The sequence below is a fragment of the Mycobacterium sp. NGS29 genome (genome assembly GCF_059812965.1).
Genome location: NZ_JCALDR010000020.1, coordinates 79,459 through 102,358 on the forward strand (window position 1 = coordinate 79,459; position 22,900 = coordinate 102,358).

Annotated in this window: 18 protein-coding genes and 2 riboswitches; of the genes, 14 read left to right on the forward strand and 4 right to left on the reverse strand. The window is 68.2% G+C overall.

All coding sequences use genetic code 11. From position 1 onward, the window contains the following. Window positions 1–14: 14 nt before the first annotated feature. Window positions 15–1,505: an FAD-binding protein gene (locus tag AC5Y5Z_RS22255; protein WP_499927578.1), complete on the forward strand. Its 1,491-nt coding sequence runs from the start codon at window positions 15–17 to the stop codon at window positions 1,503–1,505. On the opposite strand, the gene bacA is transcribed toward AC5Y5Z_RS22255, so the two are convergent. Continuing rightward, entirely contained in the window at window positions 1,502–3,421 is a 1,920-nt protein-coding gene (gene bacA, locus AC5Y5Z_RS22260; protein WP_499927580.1) for a vitamin B12 ABC transporter pemease/ATP-binding protein BacA, read from the reverse strand. The genes AC5Y5Z_RS22255 and bacA overlap by 4 nt on opposite strands. 80 nt (window positions 3,422–3,501) lie before the next feature. On the opposite strand from bacA, the gene AC5Y5Z_RS22265 reads away from it, so the two are divergent. From AC5Y5Z_RS22265 to gcvP, 12 genes are all read left to right on the forward strand, one after another. Continuing rightward, entirely contained in the window at window positions 3,502–5,139 is a 1,638-nt protein-coding gene (locus tag AC5Y5Z_RS22265; protein WP_499918925.1) for an acetolactate synthase, read from the forward strand. Between the two features lie 23 nt (window positions 5,140–5,162). After that, entirely contained in the window at window positions 5,163–7,487 is a 2,325-nt protein-coding gene (gene secA2 / locus AC5Y5Z_RS22270; RefSeq protein WP_463825430.1) for an accessory Sec system translocase SecA2, read from the forward strand. A gap of 176 nt (window positions 7,488–7,663) precedes the next feature. Continuing rightward, a complete protein-coding gene (locus AC5Y5Z_RS22275; RefSeq protein ID WP_463829002.1) occupies window positions 7,664–8,278 on the forward strand; it encodes a CDP-alcohol phosphatidyltransferase family protein in 615 nt (204 codons plus the stop codon). Beyond that, window positions 8,275–9,195, forward strand: coding sequence for a DUF881 domain-containing protein (locus AC5Y5Z_RS22280; protein WP_463829000.1), 921 nt, complete (start codon window positions 8,275–8,277; stop codon window positions 9,193–9,195). Before AC5Y5Z_RS22275 ends, AC5Y5Z_RS22280 begins: the two co-directional genes overlap by 4 nt. 30 nt (window positions 9,196–9,225) lie before the next feature. Further along, window positions 9,226–9,558: a small basic family protein gene (locus tag AC5Y5Z_RS22285; protein ID WP_499927583.1), complete on the forward strand. Its 333-nt coding sequence runs from the start codon at window positions 9,226–9,228 to the stop codon at window positions 9,556–9,558. Between the two features lie 18 nt (window positions 9,559–9,576). Further along, entirely contained in the window at window positions 9,577–10,362 is a 786-nt protein-coding gene (locus tag AC5Y5Z_RS22290; RefSeq protein ID WP_499918932.1) for a DUF881 domain-containing protein, read from the forward strand. Window positions 10,363–10,396: 34 nt separating this feature from the next. Then, a complete protein-coding gene (gene gcvH, locus AC5Y5Z_RS22295) occupies window positions 10,397–10,801 on the forward strand; it encodes a glycine cleavage system protein GcvH (protein ID WP_463828998.1) in 405 nt (134 codons plus the stop codon). 250 nt (window positions 10,802–11,051) lie between these two features. Then, the gene (gene garA, locus AC5Y5Z_RS22300) at window positions 11,052–11,513 is read left to right on the forward strand and encodes a glycogen accumulation regulator GarA (RefSeq protein ID WP_463828997.1); all 462 of its coding nucleotides are present in this window, start codon (window positions 11,052–11,054) and stop codon (window positions 11,511–11,513) included. Next, window positions 11,513–12,253: a transcriptional regulator FtsR gene (ftsR, locus tag AC5Y5Z_RS22305; protein WP_463828996.1), complete on the forward strand. Its 741-nt coding sequence runs from the start codon at window positions 11,513–11,515 to the stop codon at window positions 12,251–12,253. Before garA ends, ftsR begins: the two co-directional genes overlap by 1 nt. Window positions 12,254–12,302: 49 nt before the next feature. After that, the gene (locus AC5Y5Z_RS22310; protein WP_499918937.1) at window positions 12,303–12,797 is read left to right on the forward strand and encodes a bifunctional nuclease family protein; all 495 of its coding nucleotides are present in this window, start codon (window positions 12,303–12,305) and stop codon (window positions 12,795–12,797) included. Between the two features lie 247 nt (window positions 12,798–13,044). Beyond that, window positions 13,045–13,665: a MerR family transcriptional regulator gene (locus AC5Y5Z_RS22315; protein WP_463828994.1), complete on the forward strand. Its 621-nt coding sequence runs from the start codon at window positions 13,045–13,047 to the stop codon at window positions 13,663–13,665. 37 nt (window positions 13,666–13,702) lie between these two features. After that, window positions 13,703–13,800, forward strand: a riboswitch (glycine riboswitch). Continuing rightward, a riboswitch (glycine riboswitch) is annotated at window positions 13,801–13,912 on the forward strand. 36 nt (window positions 13,913–13,948) lie between these two features. Beyond that, window positions 13,949–16,771, forward strand: coding sequence for an aminomethyl-transferring glycine dehydrogenase (gene gcvP / locus AC5Y5Z_RS22320; protein WP_499927586.1), 2,823 nt, complete (start codon window positions 13,949–13,951; stop codon window positions 16,769–16,771). Here gcvP and AC5Y5Z_RS22325 read toward each other — a convergent pair. Continuing rightward, window positions 16,768–17,628: a haloalkane dehalogenase gene (locus AC5Y5Z_RS22325; protein ID WP_463828992.1), complete on the reverse strand. Its 861-nt coding sequence runs from the start codon at window positions 17,626–17,628 to the stop codon at window positions 16,768–16,770. The two genes, gcvP and AC5Y5Z_RS22325, sit on opposite strands and share 4 nt — an antisense overlap. A 49-nt stretch (window positions 17,629–17,677) precedes the next feature. Between AC5Y5Z_RS22325 and AC5Y5Z_RS22330 the strand changes: the two genes are divergently transcribed. Next, window positions 17,678–18,526 carry a DMT family transporter gene (locus AC5Y5Z_RS22330; protein ID WP_499927588.1) on the forward strand — a complete coding sequence of 283 codons (849 nt, stop codon included), beginning with the start codon at window positions 17,678–17,680 and terminating at the stop codon, window positions 18,524–18,526. Between the two features lie 7 nt (window positions 18,527–18,533). Here AC5Y5Z_RS22330 and AC5Y5Z_RS22335 read toward each other — a convergent pair whose 3' ends face one another. Continuing rightward, window positions 18,534–20,621, reverse strand: a complete 2,088-nt coding sequence (locus AC5Y5Z_RS22335; protein ID WP_499927590.1) for a substrate-binding domain-containing protein — start codon at window positions 20,619–20,621, stop codon at window positions 18,534–18,536. Then, window positions 20,614–22,803 carry a malate synthase G gene (locus tag AC5Y5Z_RS22340; protein ID WP_499927592.1) on the reverse strand — a complete coding sequence of 730 codons (2,190 nt, stop codon included), beginning with the start codon at window positions 22,801–22,803 and terminating at the stop codon, window positions 20,614–20,616. The genes AC5Y5Z_RS22335 and AC5Y5Z_RS22340 overlap by 8 nt, the downstream gene beginning before the upstream one ends. Between the last annotated feature and the right edge of the window lie 97 nt (window positions 22,804–22,900).

Sequence of the window (22,900 nt, forward strand, 5' to 3'; positions counted from 1 at the left end):
CAGGAGGGGCCCCGATGAGTACCGACATCCCAGCAACGGTCCGGGTGGACACGGTCGGGTCCTGGTCGGACGAGGTCGACGTGCTGGTGCTCGGTTTCGGTATCGCCGGCGGGTGTGCTGCGGTCAGCGCAGCCGCCGAAGGCGCCCGGGTGCTGGTGCTGGAACGCGCGGCCGCGGCCGGTGGCACCACCTCGATGGCCGGCGGGCACTTCTATCTGGGTGGGGGCACCGCGGTCCAGGAGGCCACCGGGCACTCCGACTCTGCGGAGGAGATGTACAAGTACCTGGTCGCGGTGTCGCGCGAGCCCGAACTGGACAAGATTCGCGCCTACTGCGACGGCAGCGTGGAGCACTTCGACTGGTTGGAGGGGCTGGGGTTCCAGTTCGAGCGCAGCTTTTACCCGGGCAAGGTGGTCGTACCCCCGGGCACCGAAGGTCTCAGCTACACCGGCAACGAGAAGGTATGGCCGTTCTGCGAGCAGGCCGTCCCGGCGCCGCGCGGGCACTCCGTGCCGGTGCCCGGCGAGTTGGGTGGTGCGGCGATGGTGATCGACCTGCTGCTCAAGCGCGCTGACGAGCTCGGCGTAGCCATCCGCTACGAGACGGGGGCCACCAATCTGATCGTGGACGACGGCGGTGCGGTCGTCGGGGTGAGCTGGAAGCATTTCGCCGACACCGGGGCCGTCCGGGCCAAGGCGGTGGTGATCGCCGCCGGCGGTTTCGCGATGAACCCGGACATGGTCGCCAGTCACACGCCCGCCCTGGGCCAGCAACGGCGCACCAAACACCACGGGATGGTCGCGCCCTACATCCTGGGCAACCCCAACGACGACGGCCTGGGTATCCGATTGGGTGTCTCGGCAGGCGGCGCGACCAAATTCATGGACGAGTTGTTCATCACCGCGGCGGCCTATCCACCGGAGATCCTGCTGACCGGGGTGATCGTCAACAAGGAGGGCAAGCGGTTCGTCGCCGAGGACTCCTATCACTCGCGTACCTCGGCGTTCGTCCTCGAACAGCCAGAGCAGACCGCGTACCTGGTGGTCGACGAAGCACACATGCAGATGCCCGAGATGCCGCTGATCAAGTTCCTGGACGGCTACGAGACGATCGCCGAAATGGAGGAAGCGCTGGGCATCCCCGCCGGCAACCTCGCCGCGACGCTGCAGCGCTACAACGAATTCGCCGCCAAGGGCGACGACCCGGAGTTTCACAAGCAGCCGGAATACCTTGCGGCACAAGATAAGAGTCCCTGGGCGGTGTTCGACCTGTCGCTCGGGCGGGCGATGTACTCCGGCTTCACCATCGGTGGCCTGGCGGTGACCCTGGACGGGCAGGTGCAGCGCGCCGACGGCAGCGTCATCCCGGGTCTGTATGCCGCCGGCGCCAGCGCCTCCAACATCGCCCAGGACGGCAAGGGATACGCCAGCGGGACGCAGTTGGGTGAGGGATCCTTCTTCGGGCGCCGCGCCGGAGCGCACGCGGCCGCGGCGGCGACGACCTAGACCTGCGCGGGCTCCTGATCCACCGGGCCCAGCCGCCACCGGCCGCCGCCCAGCAACTCCAGCCGGCGTTCGTGCAGCAACTCGACGGCCCGGTGGTGGCTCACACTGACCACCACACAATCCGGCAGTTCGCTACGCAGCAGCTGGTAGAGCGCGAATTCCAGCCCTTCGTCGAGAGCCGACGTGCTCTCGTCGAGGAATACCGCCTTCGGCTTCGTGAGCAGGATGCGGGCGAACGCGACGCGCTGCTGCTCACCGGGGGAGAGCACCTTGGCCCAGTCGCGCTCTTCGTCCAGCCGATCGCACAGGGGCGCCAACGCGACCTTGATCAGCGTCTCGCGCAGCGTGTCGTCGGCGACGTCGTCGGGTGCATTCGGGTAGCTCACTACGGTGCGTAGGGTGCCCAGCGGCACGTAGGGCAACTGGGACAGGAACATCGTCTCGTTCTCACCGGCCGGGCAGCGCAACGTGCCCGAAGCGTAGGGCCACAGTTCGGCGAGGCTACGCAGCAGCGTCGTCTTCCCCGACCCGGATTGGCCCACGATCACCAGCGACGAACCCCGATCGAGCTGCACGTCGACCGGGTCGATCAGGCGGTCCCCGGCGGGACTGCGCACCTCGATGTCGGCGAGTTCGACGACTGCGTCCCGGCTCGGCTGCACCAGCACCGACGGCAGCGCGCGACCCTTCTGGTTCGCGTCCACCAGTCCGTGCAGCCGGATGATCGCGGCGCGGTAGGGCGCGAACCTGTCGTAGCTGTAGCGGAAGAACGACAGGCCGCCCTCGATGTGGGTGAACGCGCTCGCCGTCTGCCCGACGTCGCCCAAGGTGATCTGCCGGGAGAACAACCGCGGTGCCTGCACCACCCAGGGCAGCGGGACGATCGACTGGCCCATCGTCCAGTTCCAGCCGTCGAAGATGATGGTCCGCCGGACGTACCGACGGTAGTTGTCGATGATCGGCGTGAAGCGCCGCCACAGCTGCGCACGTTCGACCCCCTCGCCGCGGTAGAAGCCCACCGCCTCGGCCGCGTCGCGCAACCGCACCAGGGCATAACGGAATGCGGCGTTGAGCTTCTCGTTGGAGAAGCTCAGCCAGATCATCGGCCGGCCGAGCCGGAAGGCCACCACGGTCGCCACCACCACATAGACCAGCACGATCCAGAACATCGCGCGGGGCAGCCCGACACCGAAAATTTCCAGCCGTCCGGACAGGTTCCACAGAATCGAGGCGAACGAGATCACCGCGGCGATCGCATGCACCGCACCGAACAGCAACATCCCCTGCGCCTGGTTGCCGGGTGCGTTCGCGGTGCCGCCGACGCCGGCGGTGAAGACGTCGACGTCCTGCTGGATGCGCTGGTCGGGGTTGTCGATGGGCTCCTCGATGAACAGGTCCCGGTAGTAGGCCCGGCCGTCCAGCCAGTCGTCGGTGAGCCGGGCGGTCAGCCAGATGCGCCATCCGATGACGAACCGCTGGGTCAGATAGATGTCGAGGAGGATCCGCCCGATGAAGATGGCGGCCAACACGCTGAAGTGCAGCAATGACATATAGAAGCCGTGCCTGCCGGAACGGGTGACTGCGGCATTTCCCGCGCCCATGCCTTCGAACGCGGTTTGCAGCGAGTCGTACAGATCCTTGCCCTGGTAACTGAACAACACGTCCAGCCGCACCGAGAACAGCACCATCATCAGCAGCACGCCCAGCATCAGCCACACGCGGACGGCGTGCGGGCCGGTGAAGTAGTCGCCGGTGATCCGCCAGAACTGCCGGCCCCACACGGTCGCATATCGCAGCACGACCACCACTGTCACGATGCAGGCCGCACTGATCAGCCACGCAAGTGCGAGCCATTCAATGGAGTCCAGGGGTGCCGCAGACCAGTCGATGGACGGCTGGAACGGCTTCTTGTCCAACTTCGACGCCTCCTAGCAGGCTGGCACGCGACGCGTACTTCCCCGCGAAGGTACCCGAGCGCGGCGGTTAGGCTGCCGGGATGAGCACCGCAGCTCCACCCACCGTCCACGCCGGCCGGCTCATCGCCCGCCGGCTCAAGGCCAGCGGCATCGACACGATGTTCACTCTGTCCGGCGGGCATCTGTTCTCGATCTACGACGGCTGCCGCGACGAAGGGGTGCGGCTGATCGACACCCGCCACGAGCAGACCGCGACGTTCGCCGCGGAGGGCTGGTCGAAGGTGACCCGGGTGCCGGGTGTGGCCGCGTTGACGGCGGGGCCGGGTATCACCAACGGCATGAGCGCCATGGCGGCCGCGCAGCAGAATCAGTCCCCGCTGGTGGTGCTGGGCGGCCGGGCACCGGCGTTGCGCTGGGGAATGGGTTCGCTGCAGGAGATCGACCATGTGCCTTTCGTGGCGCCGCTGACCCGTTTCGCTGCCACCGCCCAGTCAGCCGAGGACGCGGGCCGGCTCGTCGACCAGGCACTGCGGGCCGCGGTGGGCGCACCGTCGGGGGTGGGATTCGTCGACTTCCCGATGGATCACGTGTTCTCCATGGCCGACGACGACGGGCGCGTCGGTGCCCTGTTCGACCTGCCGGAACCGTCGAGCGCCGACACCGACGCGCTGGACCGGGCAGCCGACCTGCTGTCCAAGGCCCAGCGGCCGGTCATCATGGCCGGCACGAATGTCTGGTGGGGTCGCGGGGAGATCGCACTGCTGCGCCTCGCCGAGCAGCTGGGCATTCCGGTGCTGATGAACGGGATGGCCCGCGGCGCGGTGCCCGCCGACCATCCGCTGGCGTTCTCCCGGGCTCGTTCGAAAGCGTTGGGCGGCGCCGACGTGGCGCTGATCGTCGGCGTCCCGATGGACTTCCGGCTGGGCTTCGGCAAGGTGTTCGGCGAGCAGACCCAGCTGGTGGTGGCCGACCGGGCCCGCCCGGAGCGTGGCCATCCGCGCCCGGTGGCCGCCGAGCTGTACGGCGACCTCGACGCGATCCTGTCGACGCTGGCCGGATGCGGCGCGACCGGGCACCAGAGTTGGATCGACGAGCTGCGGCTGGCCGAATCCGCCGCGCGCGACCTGGAACAGGCCGAACTCGCCGAAGACCGCATCCCGCTGCACCCGATGCGCGTCTACGCCGAGCTGGCCCCGCTGCTGGATCGCGACGCGATCGTGGTCATCGACGCCGGAGATTTCGGCTCCTACGCCGGCCGGGTGATCGACAGCTACCAGCCGGGCTGCTGGTTGGACAGCGGCCCGTTCGGCTGCCTGGGCTCGGGTCCCGGATACGCGTTGGCGGCCAAGCTCGCTCACCCGGACCGGCAGGTGGTGCTGCTGCAGGGCGACGGCGCGTTCGGGTTCAGCGGGATGGAATGGGACACCCTGGTCCGGCACAACGTGCCGGTGGTGTCGGTGGTGGGCAACAACGGCATCTGGGGTTTGGAGAAACACCCGATGGAGGCGCTGTACGGCTACTCGGTAGTGGCTGAACTGCGTCCGGGCACCCGGTACGACGAGGTGGCCCGTGCCCTGGGCGCGCACGGCGAACTGGTCTCGGCACCGGCCGAGCTTCGCCCTGCGCTGGACCGCGCCTTCGCCAGCGGGCTGCCTTCGGTCGTCAACGTCCTGACCGATCCCAGCGTCGCCTACCCGCGCCGCTCCAACCTGGCGTAAATGCCGCCGCGTACCGTTGGGCTGTGCCTAAGACCACCCGTTCCCAACCCGGCCGTCTGAGCGGCCGCTTCTGGCGTCTGCTGGGCGCCAGCACCGAAAAGGACCGCAGCCGCTCGATGGAGGTCGTGACGGCTTCCGAGGACTACGACAAGGAAGCCGCCGACCTCAGCGACGAAAAGTTGCGCAAGGCCTCCAAACTGCTCAACCTCGACGATCTCGCCGATTCCGACGACATCCCCCAGTTCCTGGCGATCGCCCGGGAGGCCGGTGAGCGGACAACCGGGTTGCGCCCGTTCGACGTCCAGCTGCTGGGTGCGCTGCGCATGCTCGCCGGGGACGTCATCGAGATGGCCACCGGTGAGGGCAAGACGCTGGCCGGTGCGATCGCGGCGGCCGGGTACGCGCTGGCCGGCCGACATGTGCACGTGGTGACCATCAATGACTATCTGGCCCGCCGGGACGCCGAATGGATGGGTCCGCTGATCGAGGCGATGGGCCTGACGGTCGGCTGGATCACCGCGGAGTCCAGTAGTGCGGACCGCCGCGCGGCCTACGACTGCGACGTCACCTACGCCTCGGTCAACGAGATCGGGTTCGACGTGCTGCGCGACCAGTTGGTGACCGACGTCGAGGACCTGGTCTCCCCGAATCCGGACGTCGCCCTGATCGACGAGGCCGACTCGGTACTGGTCGACGAGGCGCTGGTACCGCTAGTCCTGGCCGGCACCAGCCACCGCGAGACCCCGCGGGTGGAAATCATCAACCTGGTCGGCCGGTTGAACCCGGAGACCGATTACGACACCGATTCCGACAGCCGCAACGTCCATCTCACCGAATCGGGTGCCCGCAAGGTCGAGAAGGCGCTCGGCGGAATCGACCTGTACTCCGAGGAACACGTCGGCACCACGCTGACCGAAATCAACGTCGCCCTGCATGCGCACGTCTTGTTGCAGCGCGACGTGCACTACATCGTGCGCGACGACGCGGTGCACCTGATCAACTCCTCGCGCGGGCGCATCGCGCAGCTGCAGCGCTGGCCCGACGGTCTGCAGGCCGCCGTCGAGGCCAAAGAAGGCATCGAGACCACCGAGACCGGTGAGGTGCTCGACACCATCACCGTGCAGGCGCTGATCAACCGGTACACCACAGTGTGTGGCATGACCGGCACCGCGCTGGCCGCCGGTGAGCAGTTGCGTCAGTTCTACAAGCTGGGTGTGTCGCCGATTCCGCCGAACACACCCAATATCCGCGAGGACGAATCCGATCGGGTCTACATCACCGCGGCCGCCAAGAACGACGCGATCGTCGAGCACATCGCCGAGGTGCACAAGACCGGGCAGCCGGTGTTGGTAGGCACCCGCGACGTCGCCGAATCCGAGGACCTGCACGAGCGGCTGTTGCGTCGCGACGTTCCCGCGGTGCTGCTGAATGCGAAGAACGACGCGGAAGAGGCGCAGGTGATCGCCGAGGCCGGCAAGCACGGCGTGGTCACCGTGTCGACGCAGATGGCCGGCCGGGGCACCGACATCCGGCTGGGCGGATCCGACGAATCCGACCACGACCGCGTCGCGGAACTGGGCGGCCTGCACGTGGTGGGCACCGGCCGGCACCACACCCAGCGGCTGGACAACCAACTCCGGGGCCGCGCGGGACGCCAGGGTGACCCGGGCTCGTCGGTATTCTTCTCCAGCTGGGAGGACGACGTGGTGTCGGCCAACCTCGACCACAACAAGCTGCCGATGCAGACCGACGAAGACGGCCGCATCGTCAGTCCGAAGGCGGCCGGACTGCTCGATCACGCGCAGCGGGTCGCCGAGGGCCGGATGCTCGACGTGCACGCCAACACCTGGCGCTACAACCAGCTGATCGCCCAGCAGCGGGCGATCATCGTCGATCGCCGGAACACGCTGCTGCGCGACGCGACCGCGCGCGAGGAACTCGAGGAGCTGGCCCCCAAGCGATACAAGGAGCTGGCCGAAGATCTCTCCGAGGAGCGACTGGAGAAGATCTGCCGGTTGATCATGCTCTATCACCTCGACCGCGGCTGGGCTGATCACCTCGCGTATCTGGCCGATATCCGGGAGAGCATCCACCTGCGGGCACTGGGTCGGCAGAATCCGCTCGACGAGTTCCACCGGATGGCAGTGGATGCGTTCGCCTCGCTGGCCGCCGATGCGATCGAGGCGGCGCAGCAGACGTTCGAGACAGCGAACATCCTCGAAGACGAGCAGGGGCTGGACCTGTCCAAGCTCGCCCGGCCGACGTCGACGTGGACCTACATGGTCAACGACAACCCGCTGTCCGACGACACCCTGTCCACGCTGAGCCTGCCCGGCGTCTTCCGCTGAGCTCCGGCTAGACACGCCCTCCGCGTGCGGACGGCATCGTCGGCGGACCCGGCTGCATCGCCCACCTCCTCAACCCTCCGCGTGCGGACGGCATCGTCGGCGGGCCCGGCTGCATCGCCCACCTCCTCAACCCTCCGCGTGCGGACGGCATCGTCGGCGGGCTAAGGTCACGGCTCATGGAGCCTGGGTTGGCACAGGATCGGGTGCTGACGGTGCCCAATGTGCTGAGCATCGTGCGGCTGGCCCTCATTCCGGTCTTCATCTATCTGATGCTGGTCGCCCATATCCACAGCTGGGCGGTGGCGATCCTGATGTTCAGCGGGTTCTCCGACTGGGCGGACGGCAAGATCGCCCGGCTGCTGGACCAGTCGTCGCGGCTGGGGGCGCTGCTGGACCCGGCCGTCGATCGGCTCTACATGGTCACCGTCCCGATCGTGTTCGCCCTGAGCGGGATAGCGCCCTGGTGGTTCGTGCTGACGCTGGTGGGCCGCGACGCGCTGCTGGCCGCCACCCTGCCACTGCTGCGCAGCCGCGGCCTGTCGGCGCTGCCGGTCTCCTATGTGGGCAAGGCCGCGACCTTTGCCCTGATGTGCGGTTTCCCGCTGGTCCTGCTGGGTCAGTGGGACGCGCTGTGGAGCCGGGTCGTGGGGTACTGCGGGTGGGCGTTTCTGATCTGGGGCATGTACATGTACCTGTGGGCGTTCGTGCTGTACCTGGTGCAGGTGGTGCTGGTCCTGCGCACGATGCCGAAGGTCAGCCGCGCTGCAGCCGACCCGAAGGCAGGAGCATGACTGAGCCCGATCGGCTGCTCGGGGGCTACGACCCCAACGCCGGCCTGAGCGCGCACACATCCCGCCCGAAACGTATCCCGGTGCCCTCGCTGCTCCGCGCCCTGTTGTCGGAGCATCTGGACCCCGGTTACGCGGCTGCGGCCGCCGCACGCGAGCGCAGCGGCGCGCCGGAAACCCACCGCGCCCGAGCTTTCGGCTGGATGTGGCAGGCGTTGGCAGCGACCCTGGTCGCCGCGGTGTTCGCCGCCGCCGTGGCCCAGGCCCGTTCGGTTGCGCCCGGGGTGCGGACGGCTCAGCAGTTGCTAACCGCGAATGTCCGGTCCACGCAGTCCGCCGCGACCCGGCTGTTCCGGCAGCGCAGCGCGCTGGCCGCGAAGGTCGACGAGGTGCAGCGGCTCGCATTGACCGACGACGCCGAGGGGCAACGTCTGCTGACCCGCCTCGACGCGCTGAGCCTGGCCGCCGCCAGCACCGCGGTGATCGGCCCGGGCGTGACCGTCACCGTCACCGACCCCGGCGCCGGACCGAACCTGTCCGACGCCTCCAAGCAGCGGGTGAGCGGCAGGCAACAGATCATCCTGGACCGCGACCTGCAACTCGTCGTCAACTCGTTGTGGGCCAGTGGCGCCGAAGCGATTTCGATCGACGGCGCCCGGATCGGCCCCAATGTGACCATCCGGCAAGCCGGCGGCGCGATCCTGGTCGACAACAACCCGACCACCAGCCCGTACACCATCGTGGCGATCGGGCCCCCGAAGGCGATGCGGGACGCCTTCGATCGCAGTCCCGGACTGCGTCGGCTTAGGCTGCTGGAGGTCTCCTATGGTGTGGGCGTCAACGTCAACGTGGGGGACGGTCTAGCGCTGCCGGCCGGAGCTGTCCGGGAGGTCACGTTCGCCAACCAGATTGGGCCGTAAGGAAAGTCAAGTGAGAAGTCATCTGCCGGCATGATCGGAATCGCCGCCGTCGCCATCGGCATCGTGCTGGGCCTGGTGTTTCACCCCAGTGTTCCCGAGGTGATCCAGCCGTACCTGCCGATCGCCGTCGTCGCCGCGCTGGACGCGGTCTTCGGCGGATTGCGTGCCTACCTGGAACGCATCTTCGACCCCAAGGTCTTTGTCGTCTCGTTCGTGTTCAACGTGCTGGTGGCGGCGCTGATCGTCTACGTCGGCGACCAACTGGGCGTCGGCACTCAGCTGTCCACCGCCATCATCGTCGTACTGGGCATCCGGATCTTCGGCAACGCAGCCGCGCTGCGCCGCCGACTGTTCGGGGCGTGACTTGAGCTCTGAGATGAGGTGTGGGTGAGCCAGGACGAGGCGAAGTCGCCCGAGGCTGCGCACCGCGGGCGGCACGAGCTGCCCCCGGACGGCCGGCGGCGCCCGAAGGCCGGCCGGTCCCGCCTGGCGTTCGGCACGCTGGCCGTGCTGCTGTGCCTGGTGCTGGGTGTCGCGATCGTCACCCAGGTCCGGCAGAACGAGTCCGGCGACTCCCTGGAAACCGCCCGACCCGCCGACCTGCTGGTGCTGCTGGATTCGCTGCGGCAGCGGGAGGCGACGCTGAGCACCGAAGTCGCCGACCTGCAGAACACGCTGAACAGGTTGCAGGCGTCGGGCAACACCGATCAGGCCGCCATCGAGAACGCCCAGGCACGCCTGGCCGCGCTGTCCATCCTGGTCGGCGCGGTGGGTGCGACCGGACCGGGCGTCACCATCAGGATCGACGACCCCGGCCCCGGGGTGGCGCCGGAGGTGATGCTGGACGTGATCAACGAGTTGCGCGCCGCGGGCGCCGAGGCCATCCAGATCAACGACGCGCAGCAGTCGGTGCGAGTCGGCGTCGACACCTGGGTGGTCGGCTCGGCCGGCTCGTTGACCATCGACAACAAAGCTTTCGCCCCGCCGTATTCGCTTCTGGCCATTGGTGATCCGCCGACCCTGGCGGCGGCGATGAACATTCCGGGCGGTGCGGAGGACAGCGTCAAACGCGTCGGCGGACGGATGTCGGTGCAGCAGTCCGACCACGTCGAGGTGACCACCTTGCGGCCACCGAAAACGCGCCAATACGCTCAGCCCGTCAAGTGAAGCAGCCCCGGCCATCGACCAGAACAGGATCACCGTGACCGATATCCCCTCCGATCTGCACTACACCGCCGAACACGAATGGGTGCGCCGCAGCGGGGAAGACACCGTGCGGGTCGGGATCACCGATTTCGCGCAGTCGGCACTGGGTGACGTGGTTTTCGTCCAGCTGCCGGACGTGGGCACCGAACTGCGCGCCGGAGATTCGTTCGGTGAGGTGGAATCCACCAAATCCGTGTCCGATCTGTATGCGCCGGTGTCGGGCACCGTGTCTGCGGTCAACGGCGATGTGGACGGCACGCCGCAGCTGCTGAATTCCGACCCGTACGGCGCCGGCTGGCTGCTGGAACTCCAGGTGGGCAGCGCCGACGTCGCCGCCCTGGACTCGGCTATCGCCGGTCTGCTCGACGCTGAGGCCTACCGCGGCACGCTGGCCGAATGACGGTTGCTAACCTCCCAGTTTCGGGGCGGATCGCGGGTCGCGCGCCGGATGTAGAACAAGCCGGGGTGCGGGGCTTACGATCCTGCAGGTGGTTGCCACATCGACAACCTGTGCGCGGTACGGTCAAGGCAGCACGGACGTGAAGCGGTAGACAGCAGTACAAGCGGTAAATGCGAGTGGGAAGCGGGCCGAGCTACGGCCCGTACTACGCCGGCATATGGACGCCACAGCGGCCAGTGAGGAGCAGCGGGTGACGGATAACGAGCAGAGTGACGAAGTCACGGTGGAGACCACCTCGGTCTTCCGCGCCGACTTCCTCAACGAACTGGACGCACCCGCGCAGGCGGGTACCGAGAGTTCGGTGTCGGGCGTGGAGGGGCTCCCGGCCGGGTCGGCGTTGCTGGTCGTCAAACGCGGGCCCAACGCCGGGTCCCGGTTCCTGCTGGACCAGGCCATCACGTCTGCCGGCCGGCATCCCGACAGCGACATCTTTCTCGATGACGTCACGGTGAGCCGTCGCCATGCCGAATTTCGCTTGGAAAGCTCGGAATTCAACGTCGTCGACGTCGGCAGCCTCAACGGCACCTACGTGAATCGTGAACCGGTGGATTCCGCGGTGCTGGCCAACGGTGACGAAGTTCAGATCGGCAAGTTCCGGCTGGTCTTCTTGACCGGACCCAAGGGTGACGACGACGGGGGATCCGGCGGCTAGTGAGCGCACCCGATAGCCCGGCACTTTCCGGGATGTCGATCGGGGCGGTCCTGGACCTGCTGCGACCGGACTTCCCCGATGTCACCATCTCCAAGATTCGTTTCCTGGAGGCCGAGGGGCTGGTGACGCCGCAACGCGCGGCGTCGGGTTATCGGAGATTCACCGCCTATGACTGCGCGCGGCTGCGCTTCATCCTGACCGCCCAGCGCGACCATTACCTGCCGCTGAAGGTGATCCGGGCACAGCTCGACGCCCAGCCCGACGGGGAGCTGCCGGCGGTCGGATCTCCTTACGCGGTACCGCGATTGGTGTCGGTGGCGGGCGACGGCACCGACTCGGGCCCGGAGCCGGCCGCGGTCTCACCCACCGCCGTCCGGCTCAGTCGCGACGATCTGCTGGACCGTTCGGGCGTCGACGAGGGCACCCTGACCGCCCTGCTGAAGGCGGGGGTCATCACCACCGGCCCAGGCGGATTCTTCGACGAGCACGCGGTGGTGATTCTGCAGTGTGCGCGTGCGCTCGCCGATTACGGCGTGGAGCCAAGGCATTTGCGTGCGTTCCGCTCCGCGGCGGACCGGCAATCGGACCTGATCGCCCAGATCGCCGGGCCGCTGGTCAAGGCGGGCAAAGCCGGCGCGCGGGACCGGGCCGACGAGCTGGCGCGCGAAGTCGCCGCACTGGCGATCACGCTGCACACCTCGCTGATCAAGTCGGCCGTTCGCGACGTACTGCATCGCTGAGGACTAGACTTCACCTTCGACGGCAGCGGCGTGCGGAGGGCAGACACAGATGGGTGAAGTTCGTGTTGTCGGCATTCGTGTCGAGCAGCCGCAGAATCAGCCGGTGCTGCTGCTGCGCGAGACGAACGGTGACCGGTACCTGCCGATCTGGATCGGTCAGTCGGAGGCCGCCGCGATCGCCCTGGAGCAACAGGGTGTCGAACCCCCGCGCCCGCTCACCCATGACCTGATCAGGGATTTGATTGCCGCGCTTGGGCATTCGCTCAAAGAGGTACGCATCGTCGATCTGCAGGAAGGCACCTTCTACGCGGACTTGATCTTCGACCGGGACATCAAGGTGTCGGCCCGGCCGTCGGACTCGGTGGCGATCGCCCTGCGCGTCAACGTGCCGATCTATGTCGAGGAGTCGGTGCTCGCCCAAGCCGGTCTGCTGATTCCGGATGAAAGCGACGAAGAGGGCGGCAGCCCCGTCCGCGAGGACGAGGTGGAGAAATTCAAAGAGTTTCTCGACAGCGTGTCGCCCGACGATTTCAAGGCGACGTGATCGGGTACCCGCCCGAGATCACGGATGCGTCTCATATCACACAACGGATTGTCGACACGCCTGCCGGATATCACTCAGTCCTTCGGGCGGCCGCCATACTTTGATGACGAGTTGATGATGGACCCACAGCACGGCAGCCACCGAACGGCGTATGCTCTAGCACACTCGGGCCTGAGAATAACGTGGCTGTTGGGGCAGTCAGTGACGCAGCTTTGAACCACCAGCGCGATCGGCGAGAGGATGCACCGTGAGCGAGCAGCCACGTCAAGGACAGCTTGACCTTGCCGATCACCCGGCTACCGGATCCAAGCCGGTGGTGGCCGGCGAACCGGTGCAGCCCGGACTGTTCCCCGACGACTCCGTGCCGGACGAGTTGGTGGGCTACCGTGGGCCGAGTGCCTGCCAGATCGCCGGCATCACCTACCGCCAGCTGGACTACTGGGCACGTACCTCGCTGGTGGTGCCCTCGATCCGCAGCGCGGCCGGATCCGGCAGCCAGCGGCTCTATTCGTTCAAGGACATCCTGGTCCTCAAGATCGTCAAGCGTCTGCTGGACACCGGGATCTCGCTGCACAACATCCGCGTCGCGGTCGACCATCTGCGGCAGCGCGGCGTGCAGGATCTGGCCAACATCACCTTGTTCTCCGACGGCACCAGCGTCTACGAATGCACCTCGGCCGAAGAGGTCGTCGACCTGCTGCAGGGCGGCCAGGGCGTGTTCGGGATCGCCGTCTCGGGTGCGATGCGCGAGTTGACCGGTGTGATCGCCGACTTCCCCGGCGAGCGCGCCGACGGCGGCGAGTCGATCGCCGCCCCCGAGGACGAGCTGGCTTCGCGGCGCAAACACCGCGACCGCAAGATCGGCTGACGCGCTCAAACCGCGCGCAGTAAACTGGTACCCGCATCGCTCTCGCGCGGGAGAGCTCTGTGGCCGCCAGCTACAGACGCCGAAGGAGCAACACCTCTCCGTCAACCTCTCAGGCACCCGGACCGCGCCAGACAACGATGCCTCTGGAAAGCGGTGCGGGATCCACCCCCACACCCGCCGATGGGGAAAGGCGTAGCCGCCGAATCTCTCAGGCGCCCGGCACTCGGGTGAGGACAGAGGGGGAGGACCTTGGTCGCGTCCCCCATGTCAGGAGATTCCCGCTGTGCTCCACCAAACCTTCGCAGACCGGCACATCGGCCCGGACGGCGACGCCGTCGCCACCATGCTCGCCATCATCGGTGTCGACTCGCTCGACGAGCTGGCCGCCAAGGCGGTCCCGTCCGGCATCCTGGACAAGCTGAGCGAATCGGGCGCTGCGCCGGGACTGGATCGGCTGCCGGCCGCGGCCTCCGAGTCGGAGGCGCTCGCCGAGTTGCGAGCGCTGGCAGACAGCAACACCGTCGCGGTGTCGATGATCGGGCAGGGCTATTACGACACGTTCACCCCGCCGGTGCTGCTGCGCAACATCTTGGAGAATCCGGCCTGGTACACGGCCTATACGCCGTACCAGCCGGAGATCAGCCAGGGCCGGCTGGAAGCGCTGCTGAACTTTCAGACCATGGTCACCGACCTCACCGGGCTCGAGATCGCCAACGCGTCGATGCTCGACGAGGGCACCGCGGCGGCCGAGGCGATGACGTTGATGCACCGGGCCTTCCGGGGTCAGTCCAACCGCCTGGCCGTGGACACCGACGTGTTCGACCAGACCGCGGCGATACTGGCCACCCGGGCCAAGCCGTTGGGCATCGAGATCGTGACGGCGGACCTGCGCGACGGCCTGCCCGACGGGGAGTTCTTCGGCGTCATCGCGCAACTGCCGGGAGCCAGCGGCCGGGTCACCGATTGGAGCGCCCTGGTCACGCAGGCCCATGACCGCGGAGCGCTGGTGGCCGTCGGCGCTGACCTGCTGGCGCTGACTTTATTGACGCCGCCCGGCGAGATCGGCGCCGACGTCGCGTTCGGCACCACCCAACGGTTCGGCGTGCCAATGGGATTCGGCGGCCCACACGCCGGATACCTGACGGTGCACACCAAGCACGCCCGGCAGCTGCCCGGACGGCTGGTCGGGGTGTCGGTGGACGCCGACGGCGACGTCGCGTACCGCCTGGCGCTGCAGACCCGCGAACAGCACATCCGCCGCGACAAGGCGACCAGCAACATCTGTACCGCACAGGTGTTGCTGGCGGTGATGGCCGCCATGTACGCCAGCTACCACGGCGCCGAGGGCCTGACCGCAATCGCGCGGCGGGTGCACGCCCACGCCGACACCATCGCCGCGGCCCTGGGTGCCGCGCTGGTGCACGACACTTACTTCGACACGGTGCTGGCCCGGGTACCCGGCCGTGCCGAGCAGGTGGTGGCCGCGGCCAAAGCCGACGGCATCAACCTGTGGCGGGTGGACGCCGACCACGTGTCGATAGCGTGCGACGAAGCCACCACCGACACGCACGTGGCCGTGGTGCTGGCGGCGCTCGGCGTGTCGGCCCGGCCATCAGCCGGGACCGACATCGGCACGCGCACCTCGGATTTCCTGACCCACCCCGCATTCAGCGAATACCGCACCGAGACGTCGATGATGCGCTACCTGCGCACCCTGGCGGACAAGGACATCGCCCTGGACCGCAGCATGATCCCGCTCGGCTCATGCACCATGAAACTGAACGCCGCCGCCGAGATGGAGCCGATCACCTGGCCGGAATTCGGACGTCAGCATCCCTTCGCCCCGGCCTCCGACACCCCGGGGTTGCGCCGGCTGATCGCCGACCTGGAGAGCTGGCTGGTGGACATCACCGGCTACGACGCCGTGTCGCTGCAGCCCAACGCGGGTTCGCAGGGCGAGTACGCCGGCCTGCTGGCCATTCACGACTACCACGCCAGCCGCGGCGAGCCGCACCGCGACATCTGTCTGATTCCGTCCAGCGCGCACGGCACCAACGCCGCCTCGGCCGCGCTGGCCGGGATGCGGGTGGTCGTGGTGGGCTGCCACGAGAACGGCGACGTCGACCTCGACGATCTGCGCGCCAAGGTGAGCGAACACGCCGAGCGGTTGTCGGCTTTGATGATCACCTACCCGTCCACGCACGGCGTCTACGAGCACGACATCGCCGAGATCTGCGCGGCCGTGCACGACGCCGGCGGCCAGGTCTACGTCGACGGCGCCAACCTCAACGCGCTGGTCGGCCTGGCCCGGCCGGGCAGGTTCGGCGGTGATGTCAGCCATCTGAACCTGCACAAGACGTTCTGCATTCCGCACGGCGGGGGCGGTCCCGGCGTGGGTCCGGTCGCGGTCCGCGCACACCTGGCGGACTTCCTGCCGGGTCACCCGTACGCTCCGGAACTTCCCCAGGGGCATCCGGTGTCGTCGGCGCCGTACGGGTCGGCCTCGATTCTGCCGATCAGCTGGGCCTACATCCGGATGATGGGCGGCGACGGGCTGCGGGCAGCGTCATTGACCGCGATCGCTTCAGCGAACTACATCGCCCGCCGGCTCGACGAGTACTTCCCGGTGCTCTACACCGGGGAGAACGGCATGGTCGCCCACGAATGCATCCTGGACCTGCGCGGCATCACCAAGGCCACCGGCGTGACCGTCGACGACGTCGCCAAACGGTTGGCGGACTACGGTTTTCACGCACCGACCATGAGTTTCCCGGTGGCCGGCACCCTGATGGTGGAGCCGACCGAAAGCGAGAGCCTGGCCGAGGTCGACGCGTTCTGTGAGGCGATGATCGGTATCCGCGGGGAGATCGACCGGGTCGGCAGAGGGGAGTGGCCGGTGGACGACAATCCGCTGCGCGGCGCCCCGCACACCGCCGAATGCCTGGTGGCCTCCGACTGGGACCACCCCTACACCCGCGAAGAGGCGGCGTACCCGCTGGGCAAGGCGTTCCGGCCCAAGGTGTGGCCGCCGGTGCGGCGCATCGACGGCGCCTACGGCGACCGCAACCTGGTCTGCTCCTGCCCGCCGATCGAGGCGTTCGCCTAACCGAAGCGTTCCACGATGGCCGCCGCGATCCGCTGCGGCGCATCTTCCTGGATGTAGTGCTTGGCCGCCGGCAGCTCGACCAGCACGTGATCGGGGAACGCCGCCGTCATCCGGGGCAGCGACGGCCCCGGCCGGAAGGCGAAGTCCTTCATGCCCCAGATCAGCAGTGCGGGTTTGCCGCCCAGCCGGGCCGGCACCTCGCGCGCCAGCCGCTGCAGCAGCGGTTCGGCGGCCAGGATCTCCTTGGGCATGCGGGCGACGCCCACCCGCGCGGCGGCGTCGGGCTGCACGGCGCGATAGTGCTGCATCACCGCGGCGTCGGGGCGGCGCTGGGTGCCCGCCGGGATGAGCCGCTCGACGAAGAAGTTGCGCTGCAGGATCGCATACTGCAGCGGCGGACTCGACATCACCCGGGAGAAGATCTTGGTGCTGAGCACGTCGGTGGGCCAGAACCAGGTATTGCCCAGCACCACGCCGCGCACCCGGTCGGCCCGGTCGACCGCGGCCGCCATGCCGATCGGGCCGCCCCAGTCCTGACCCATGGTCACAAAGCCGTCCAGGCCGAGATGGTCGACGAGTTCGCCGACCACCCCGGCATGCTCCTCGATCCGGTAGCCGAATCCGGGCGGGCGCTCGGACAGCCCGAAACCGAGGTAGTCCGGTGCGATGCAGCGGAACCGGTCCCGCAGCGCCACCACGATGTCCCGGTAGAGAAAGCTCCAGGTCGGGTTGCCGTGGCAGAACAGGATCGGTGGGCCGTCCCCTTCGTCGAGGTAGTGGATCCGACCCCGGGAGCTGTCGAACCAGCGCGACTCGAACGGGTACAGCGCTGGATCCGGCGTGAAGTTGATCGTCATCACCCTCCTTGCGTCAGCAACCGATGGTATGTCCTCGTAGTGTCGAGGGGTGCTGATCGGTTTCCTGCTCGCGCTCGGTTGTTCGGTGTGTTACGGCTCGGCGACGGTACTGCAGGCCGCAGCGACCCGGGCCGTCGAACCCGGCGGCAACTCCGGGGTGGACGCGATGCTGGTGCTTCGCGCCCTGCGGCAGTGGCGCTATCTCGCCGGTATCGGGTTGGACGGTCTGGGCTTTCTGCTGCAGGTGGCGGCGCTGCGGCTGGTGCCGATCTATGTGGTGGCCGCGGCACTGGCCGCCTCGATCGCAGTGACCGGCATCGTCGCGGCGTGGATGCTGTCCGCGCGGCTGTCGCCGGTCGAGTGGACAGCCATCGGCGTGGTCTGCGTCAGCCTCGCGATGCTGGCGCTCGCGGCCGGGCCGGGGCACTATCGGCGCGCCCCCGCCGGGCTCGGCTGGGCGCTGCTGGTGGTGGTCGCGGTGGTGCTGCTCGGGGGCGCGCTGACCAGCCGGTTGGGCGACCGGGCACGGTCGCTGGTGCTCGGCTTCGGCGCCGGCACCGGGTTCGGCGTCGTCGAGGTCGGGGTGCGGCTGATCGAGGTGACCAACCCGACCAAGCTCGCGTTCTACGCGAACCCGGCGCTGTACGCGGCGGGTGCCGGTGGCCTGGTCGCGTTCCTGTTGCTCACCTCCGCGCTGCAACGCGGGTCCGTGACCACGACGGTGGCGGCGATGGTCGTCGGCGAGACGATCGCGCCCGCACTCGTCGGGGTGGTATGGCTGGGCGACAGCGCCCGCCCCGGCCTGGGCTGGGTGGTCATCCTGGGCTTCGCCGTCGCGGTCTCCGCGACGATGGTGCTGGCCCGGTTCGGCGAGGCACCGGAGCCGGTCACCCGGTGAGAAGCGTTCAGCTCAGGAAGTCGTTGACCGCGGTGGCCAGTTCCGGGCCGGCCGAGGTGGCCAAATTCTGGTAGTTGCCGCCGCTGAGTTTGGCGACGGCTTCCCAGGTGGCGCGATCCGGGTCGCCACCGAAGTCGATGACGTTGACTGCGATAGGCCGGGCCGGGTCGGCGCTGGACCGGATGAACTCCTGCAAGCCAGGTCCATCCAGGGACTGGTCGGTGTGCGGTCCCGCGGTGATTACCAAGATCGAATTCTGTTGCCCGGCGCGGTAATTGGCTTGCATTTCCTGATAGATCATGCGCAGCGTGGTGAACGACACCGCGCCACCGCTGGAGGAGAATTGCTTGTCCAGCGCCGCCTGCAGCGCCGCCGACCGGGGCTGGCCGTTCACCGGGTCGGTCAGCGGTCCCGCCGCCACCTCCGAGCGCCCCTCGTGACCGTCGAATGTCCACAGTCCCACCACCGCGGTGGGCGGCAGCGCCTTGATCCTGGTGTTCAGGGCCGCCACGACATTGGCCAGCCGCGTCTTGCCGCCGCCGTCGTCGACCGGCAGTGACTGGTCGAGCATGATCGTCGCGGCCAGTCCGGCCGACGGTGTGGCCATGGTGTCGGCCAGCGTGGCGCGTGTCGCCTCGTCGCCGACCGACAGGGTGCCGGGCAGTGCCGCGAAGCTGGTGACGGGGCTGCTGGGCGGTTTGACGTCGTTCGCGCGGAAACCGGCCTTACCCAGCTTGGCCAGCTGCTCGGGCTTGTGCAGGAATCGGGCGAAGGCGCTGGCCGCTGTCGTCTGGACCTGCGACAACCACGTGCCGTTGAGCAGCACCGTCGGGTAATCGGCCACCGGGACCGGTCCGGGCGGGGTCCAGGAGGCCAGCTTGCTCTTGGCATCCTGGGTCGACTGACCGCGCTGGAACAACTGCTGCTCGGTGGTGACCACTGCGTGCACCGGCGCGGACGCCGGATCCCCGGACTTGAGCAGCGCAGTGAACGCCTCGTTCAGCGAGTCGTCGGCCAGTTTGGGTTGACCGGCCATCAGAGTGCGCACCGCGGCGGTCCCGGCGGTCGGGGGCGCACCCGCGGGGGCCGACGCAGCGGCTATCGCCTCACCGGCCAGGAACGACGCGTCGCCGTTGCCGCCGATCGGCATCGCCAGCCGCAGGGAGCCCCACGGCGCCTGGTTGAGGGCGGCCATCGAGTTGGGGTTGGACTGCAGGCCGGGCAGGGCCGCCCAGTCTTGTTTAGCCAGCACCGGCTGAAATTCGGGACGGACGGCCAGCACGACCGGAGAGGTCACCAGCGACCGGCTGTCGCTGATCGTCTTCTGGCCCGCGGCCCCGGCCAGTCGCGCTGCCGAGACCGAGCTGCCCGGGATCCACAGGCCCGGCTGGTTGCCGAGCTCGCTCGGCCATTTGCCGATGAACCCGCTGATGACGGCGTCGGATCCGGCCGGTTTCACCGTCACCGTGACACAGCGGTCCCCGATCGGGCCCGCCTGCGCGTTGAACCTGTCGGCCAACTCCTTCACCGGGTCGGCGATCGTCGGGTCGGCGAGCACGGCGACCGAGTCCTTACCGCCTACACACCCGGCGGCGGCCGTGTGGGACCGGTGTGACAGCGCGTCGCCGAAAAAGCGCCACAAGATCACGCCGGCGACCAGTACGACGACGCTGACCAGCGCCACGATCACGCCGACGCTCACCCCGCGCCGCCCGCCGCTGCTGCGGTGTCCGCCCTGCCAGTCGTTGACGCCCCGCTGGCCGGCGCTGAACAGCGGCGGCGGGGGCGTCGCCGGCAGTTCCGAGTCCGACGACTGCGCATCGGTCGGGCGGGTGCCGAAGTCGGGGTAGTCGTCCGCGGGGGTCTCCGGCGGAAACGGCGGATCTGGACGATCTTCGGGACGCAACTCCGGCTGGGATTGCACCGAGAACGGCGCGTAGTAGTCGTCCTCCGGGTAGCCGCGGTCGTCCGGGTCGTCGACGAATCCCGGGGGCTGTGGCGTCTCCTCAGCCACCTCCGCGGTGGCCTCGTCGAAGGGCGCCGGATCCTCGTCGAGCGGCGAATCCTCGGGGTCGGGTCTGCTGTGCCTACCCACCCGCGCGGGCCTTAAATTCCCGCCGGCGGCGGTGCAGGATCGGCTCGGTGTAACCGCTGGGCTGCTGACCGCCGGACAAGATCAGCTCCTGGGCGGCCAGGAAGGCGATGCTGTCGTCGAAGTCGGGTGCCATCGGCCGGTAGGACCGGTCGCCCTCGTTCTGCTTGTCCACCAGCGGCGCCATCCGCTCCAGGCTGGCGCGGACGTCCTCGCGGGTGATCACGCCGTGGCGCAGCCAATTGGCCAGTAACTGGCTCGAGATGCGCAGGGTGGCGCGGTCCTCCATCAGGGCCACGTTGTGGATGTCGGGAACTTTGGAGCATCCCACGCCCTGTTCGACCCAGCGCACCACGTACCCGAGGATCGACTGGCAGTTGTTGTCGACCTCCTCGCGGATCTCCTCGGATGCCCAGGCCAGCTCTTTGGCCAGCGGGATGGTCAGCAGCTCGTCGATGGTGGTGCGCTTCTTGCCTTCGAGCTCGTTCTGCACTTCGAACACATCCACCGCGTGGTAGTGCATGGCGTGCAGGGTGGCGGCCGTGGGGGAGGGCACCCACGCGGTGGTGGCGCCGGCTTTGGGCTGGCCGATCTTCTGCTCGACCATGTCGGCCATCAGTTCGGTCATCGCCCACATGCCCTTGCCGATCTGGGCCTTGCCCTTGAAGCCCGCGGCCAGGCCGGTGTCGACATTGGCGTCCTCGTAGGCCTTGATCCACACGCTGTTCTTCATGGCGCCCTTACGGATCATCGGACCCGCCTCCATGGACGTGTGGATCTCATCGCCGGTGCGGTCCAGGAAGCCGGTGTTGATGAACACCACCCGATCGGCGGCCGCTTTGATGCACGCCTTGAGGTTGACCGTGGTGCGGCGCTCCTCGTCCATGATGCCGACCTTGAGCGTGCCCTGCGGCAGTCCGAGGACGTCCTCGACGCGACTGAACAGTTCACAGGTGAACGCGACCTCGTCGGGCCCGTGCATCTTGGGCTTGACGATGTACACCGAGCCGGTCCGGCTGTTCTGCAGCGGCCCGTTGTCGTCCCCGGTGCGCAGGCCGTGGATCGCGGCCAGACCGGTGAACAACGCGTCCTGGATGCCCTCGGGGATCTCGTTGCCGTCGGTGTCGACGATGGCGTCGTTGGTCATCAGGTGCCCGACATTGCGGACGAACAGCAGGCTGCGGCCGGGCAGGGTGAGCTCACCGGAGCCGTCCGGGGTGCTGTAGGTGCGGTCGGCGTTGAGGGTCCGGGTGAACGTCTCGCCGCCCTTGCTGACCTTCTCCGACAGGTCACCCTTGTTCAGGCCGAGCCAGTTGCGGTAGCCGAGCACCTTGTCGTCGGCGTCGACCGCGGTCACCGAGTCCTCGAAGTCCATGATGGTGGTGATCGCCGACTCCAGCACCACGTCCTTGATGCCGGCAGCATCGGTCTGGCCGACCGGCGACTCGGGGTCGATCAGGATCTCGACGTGCAGGCCGTTGTTCACCAGCAGCACCGACCAGCTGGGGGAGCCGAGTTCGCCGGAATATCCGACAAACTTCTCCGGACTGGCCAGTGCGGTGGATTCCGAACCGGTGGCGAGCTGCAACCGGCCGTCCTCGATGCTCAGGCCCGTCACCTCCGACCAGGAGCCCGACGCCAGCGGCGCGGCGACGTCGAGGAACTGGCGGGCGTAGGCGATGACCTTGTCGCCGCGCACCTTGTTGTAGCTCGTCCCCTTTTCGGCGCCGTCCGCTTCGGAGATGACGTCGGTGCCGTACAGCGCGTCGTACAGCGAGCCCCAGCGCGCGTTGGAGGCGTTCAGTGCGAAGCGCGCGTTGAGCACCGGGACCACCAGCTGCGGGCCCGCGGTGCTGGTGATCTCGTCGTCGACACCGGAGGTGGTGATGGTGAAGTCGTCCGGTTCGGGCTGCAGGTAGCCGATCTCGGTGAGGAACTGGCGGTAGGCCTCGCCGTCGAGCGGCGCGATCACCCGCTGCTTGTGCCACCGGTCGATCTGGGCCTGCAACTCGTCGCGAATGGCCAGCAGTTCCTGGTTGCGCGGGGTGAGGTCGGTGACCACCTTGTCGACGCCGGCCCAAAAGCTGTCCGGGTCGATGCCGGTGCCGGGCAGCGCCTCGTTATTGACGAAGTCGTAGAGCACCCGGGCGACACGCAGGTTGCCTTCGGTAACCCGATCAGTCATCGTTCTCCTCCGTACTGGCCACTGCCGGCCCCTCGACACCCTCGCGCAGCCTTGTTCTGGACCCAATTCACTGGTGTCAGACTACCGAGCGGTAACT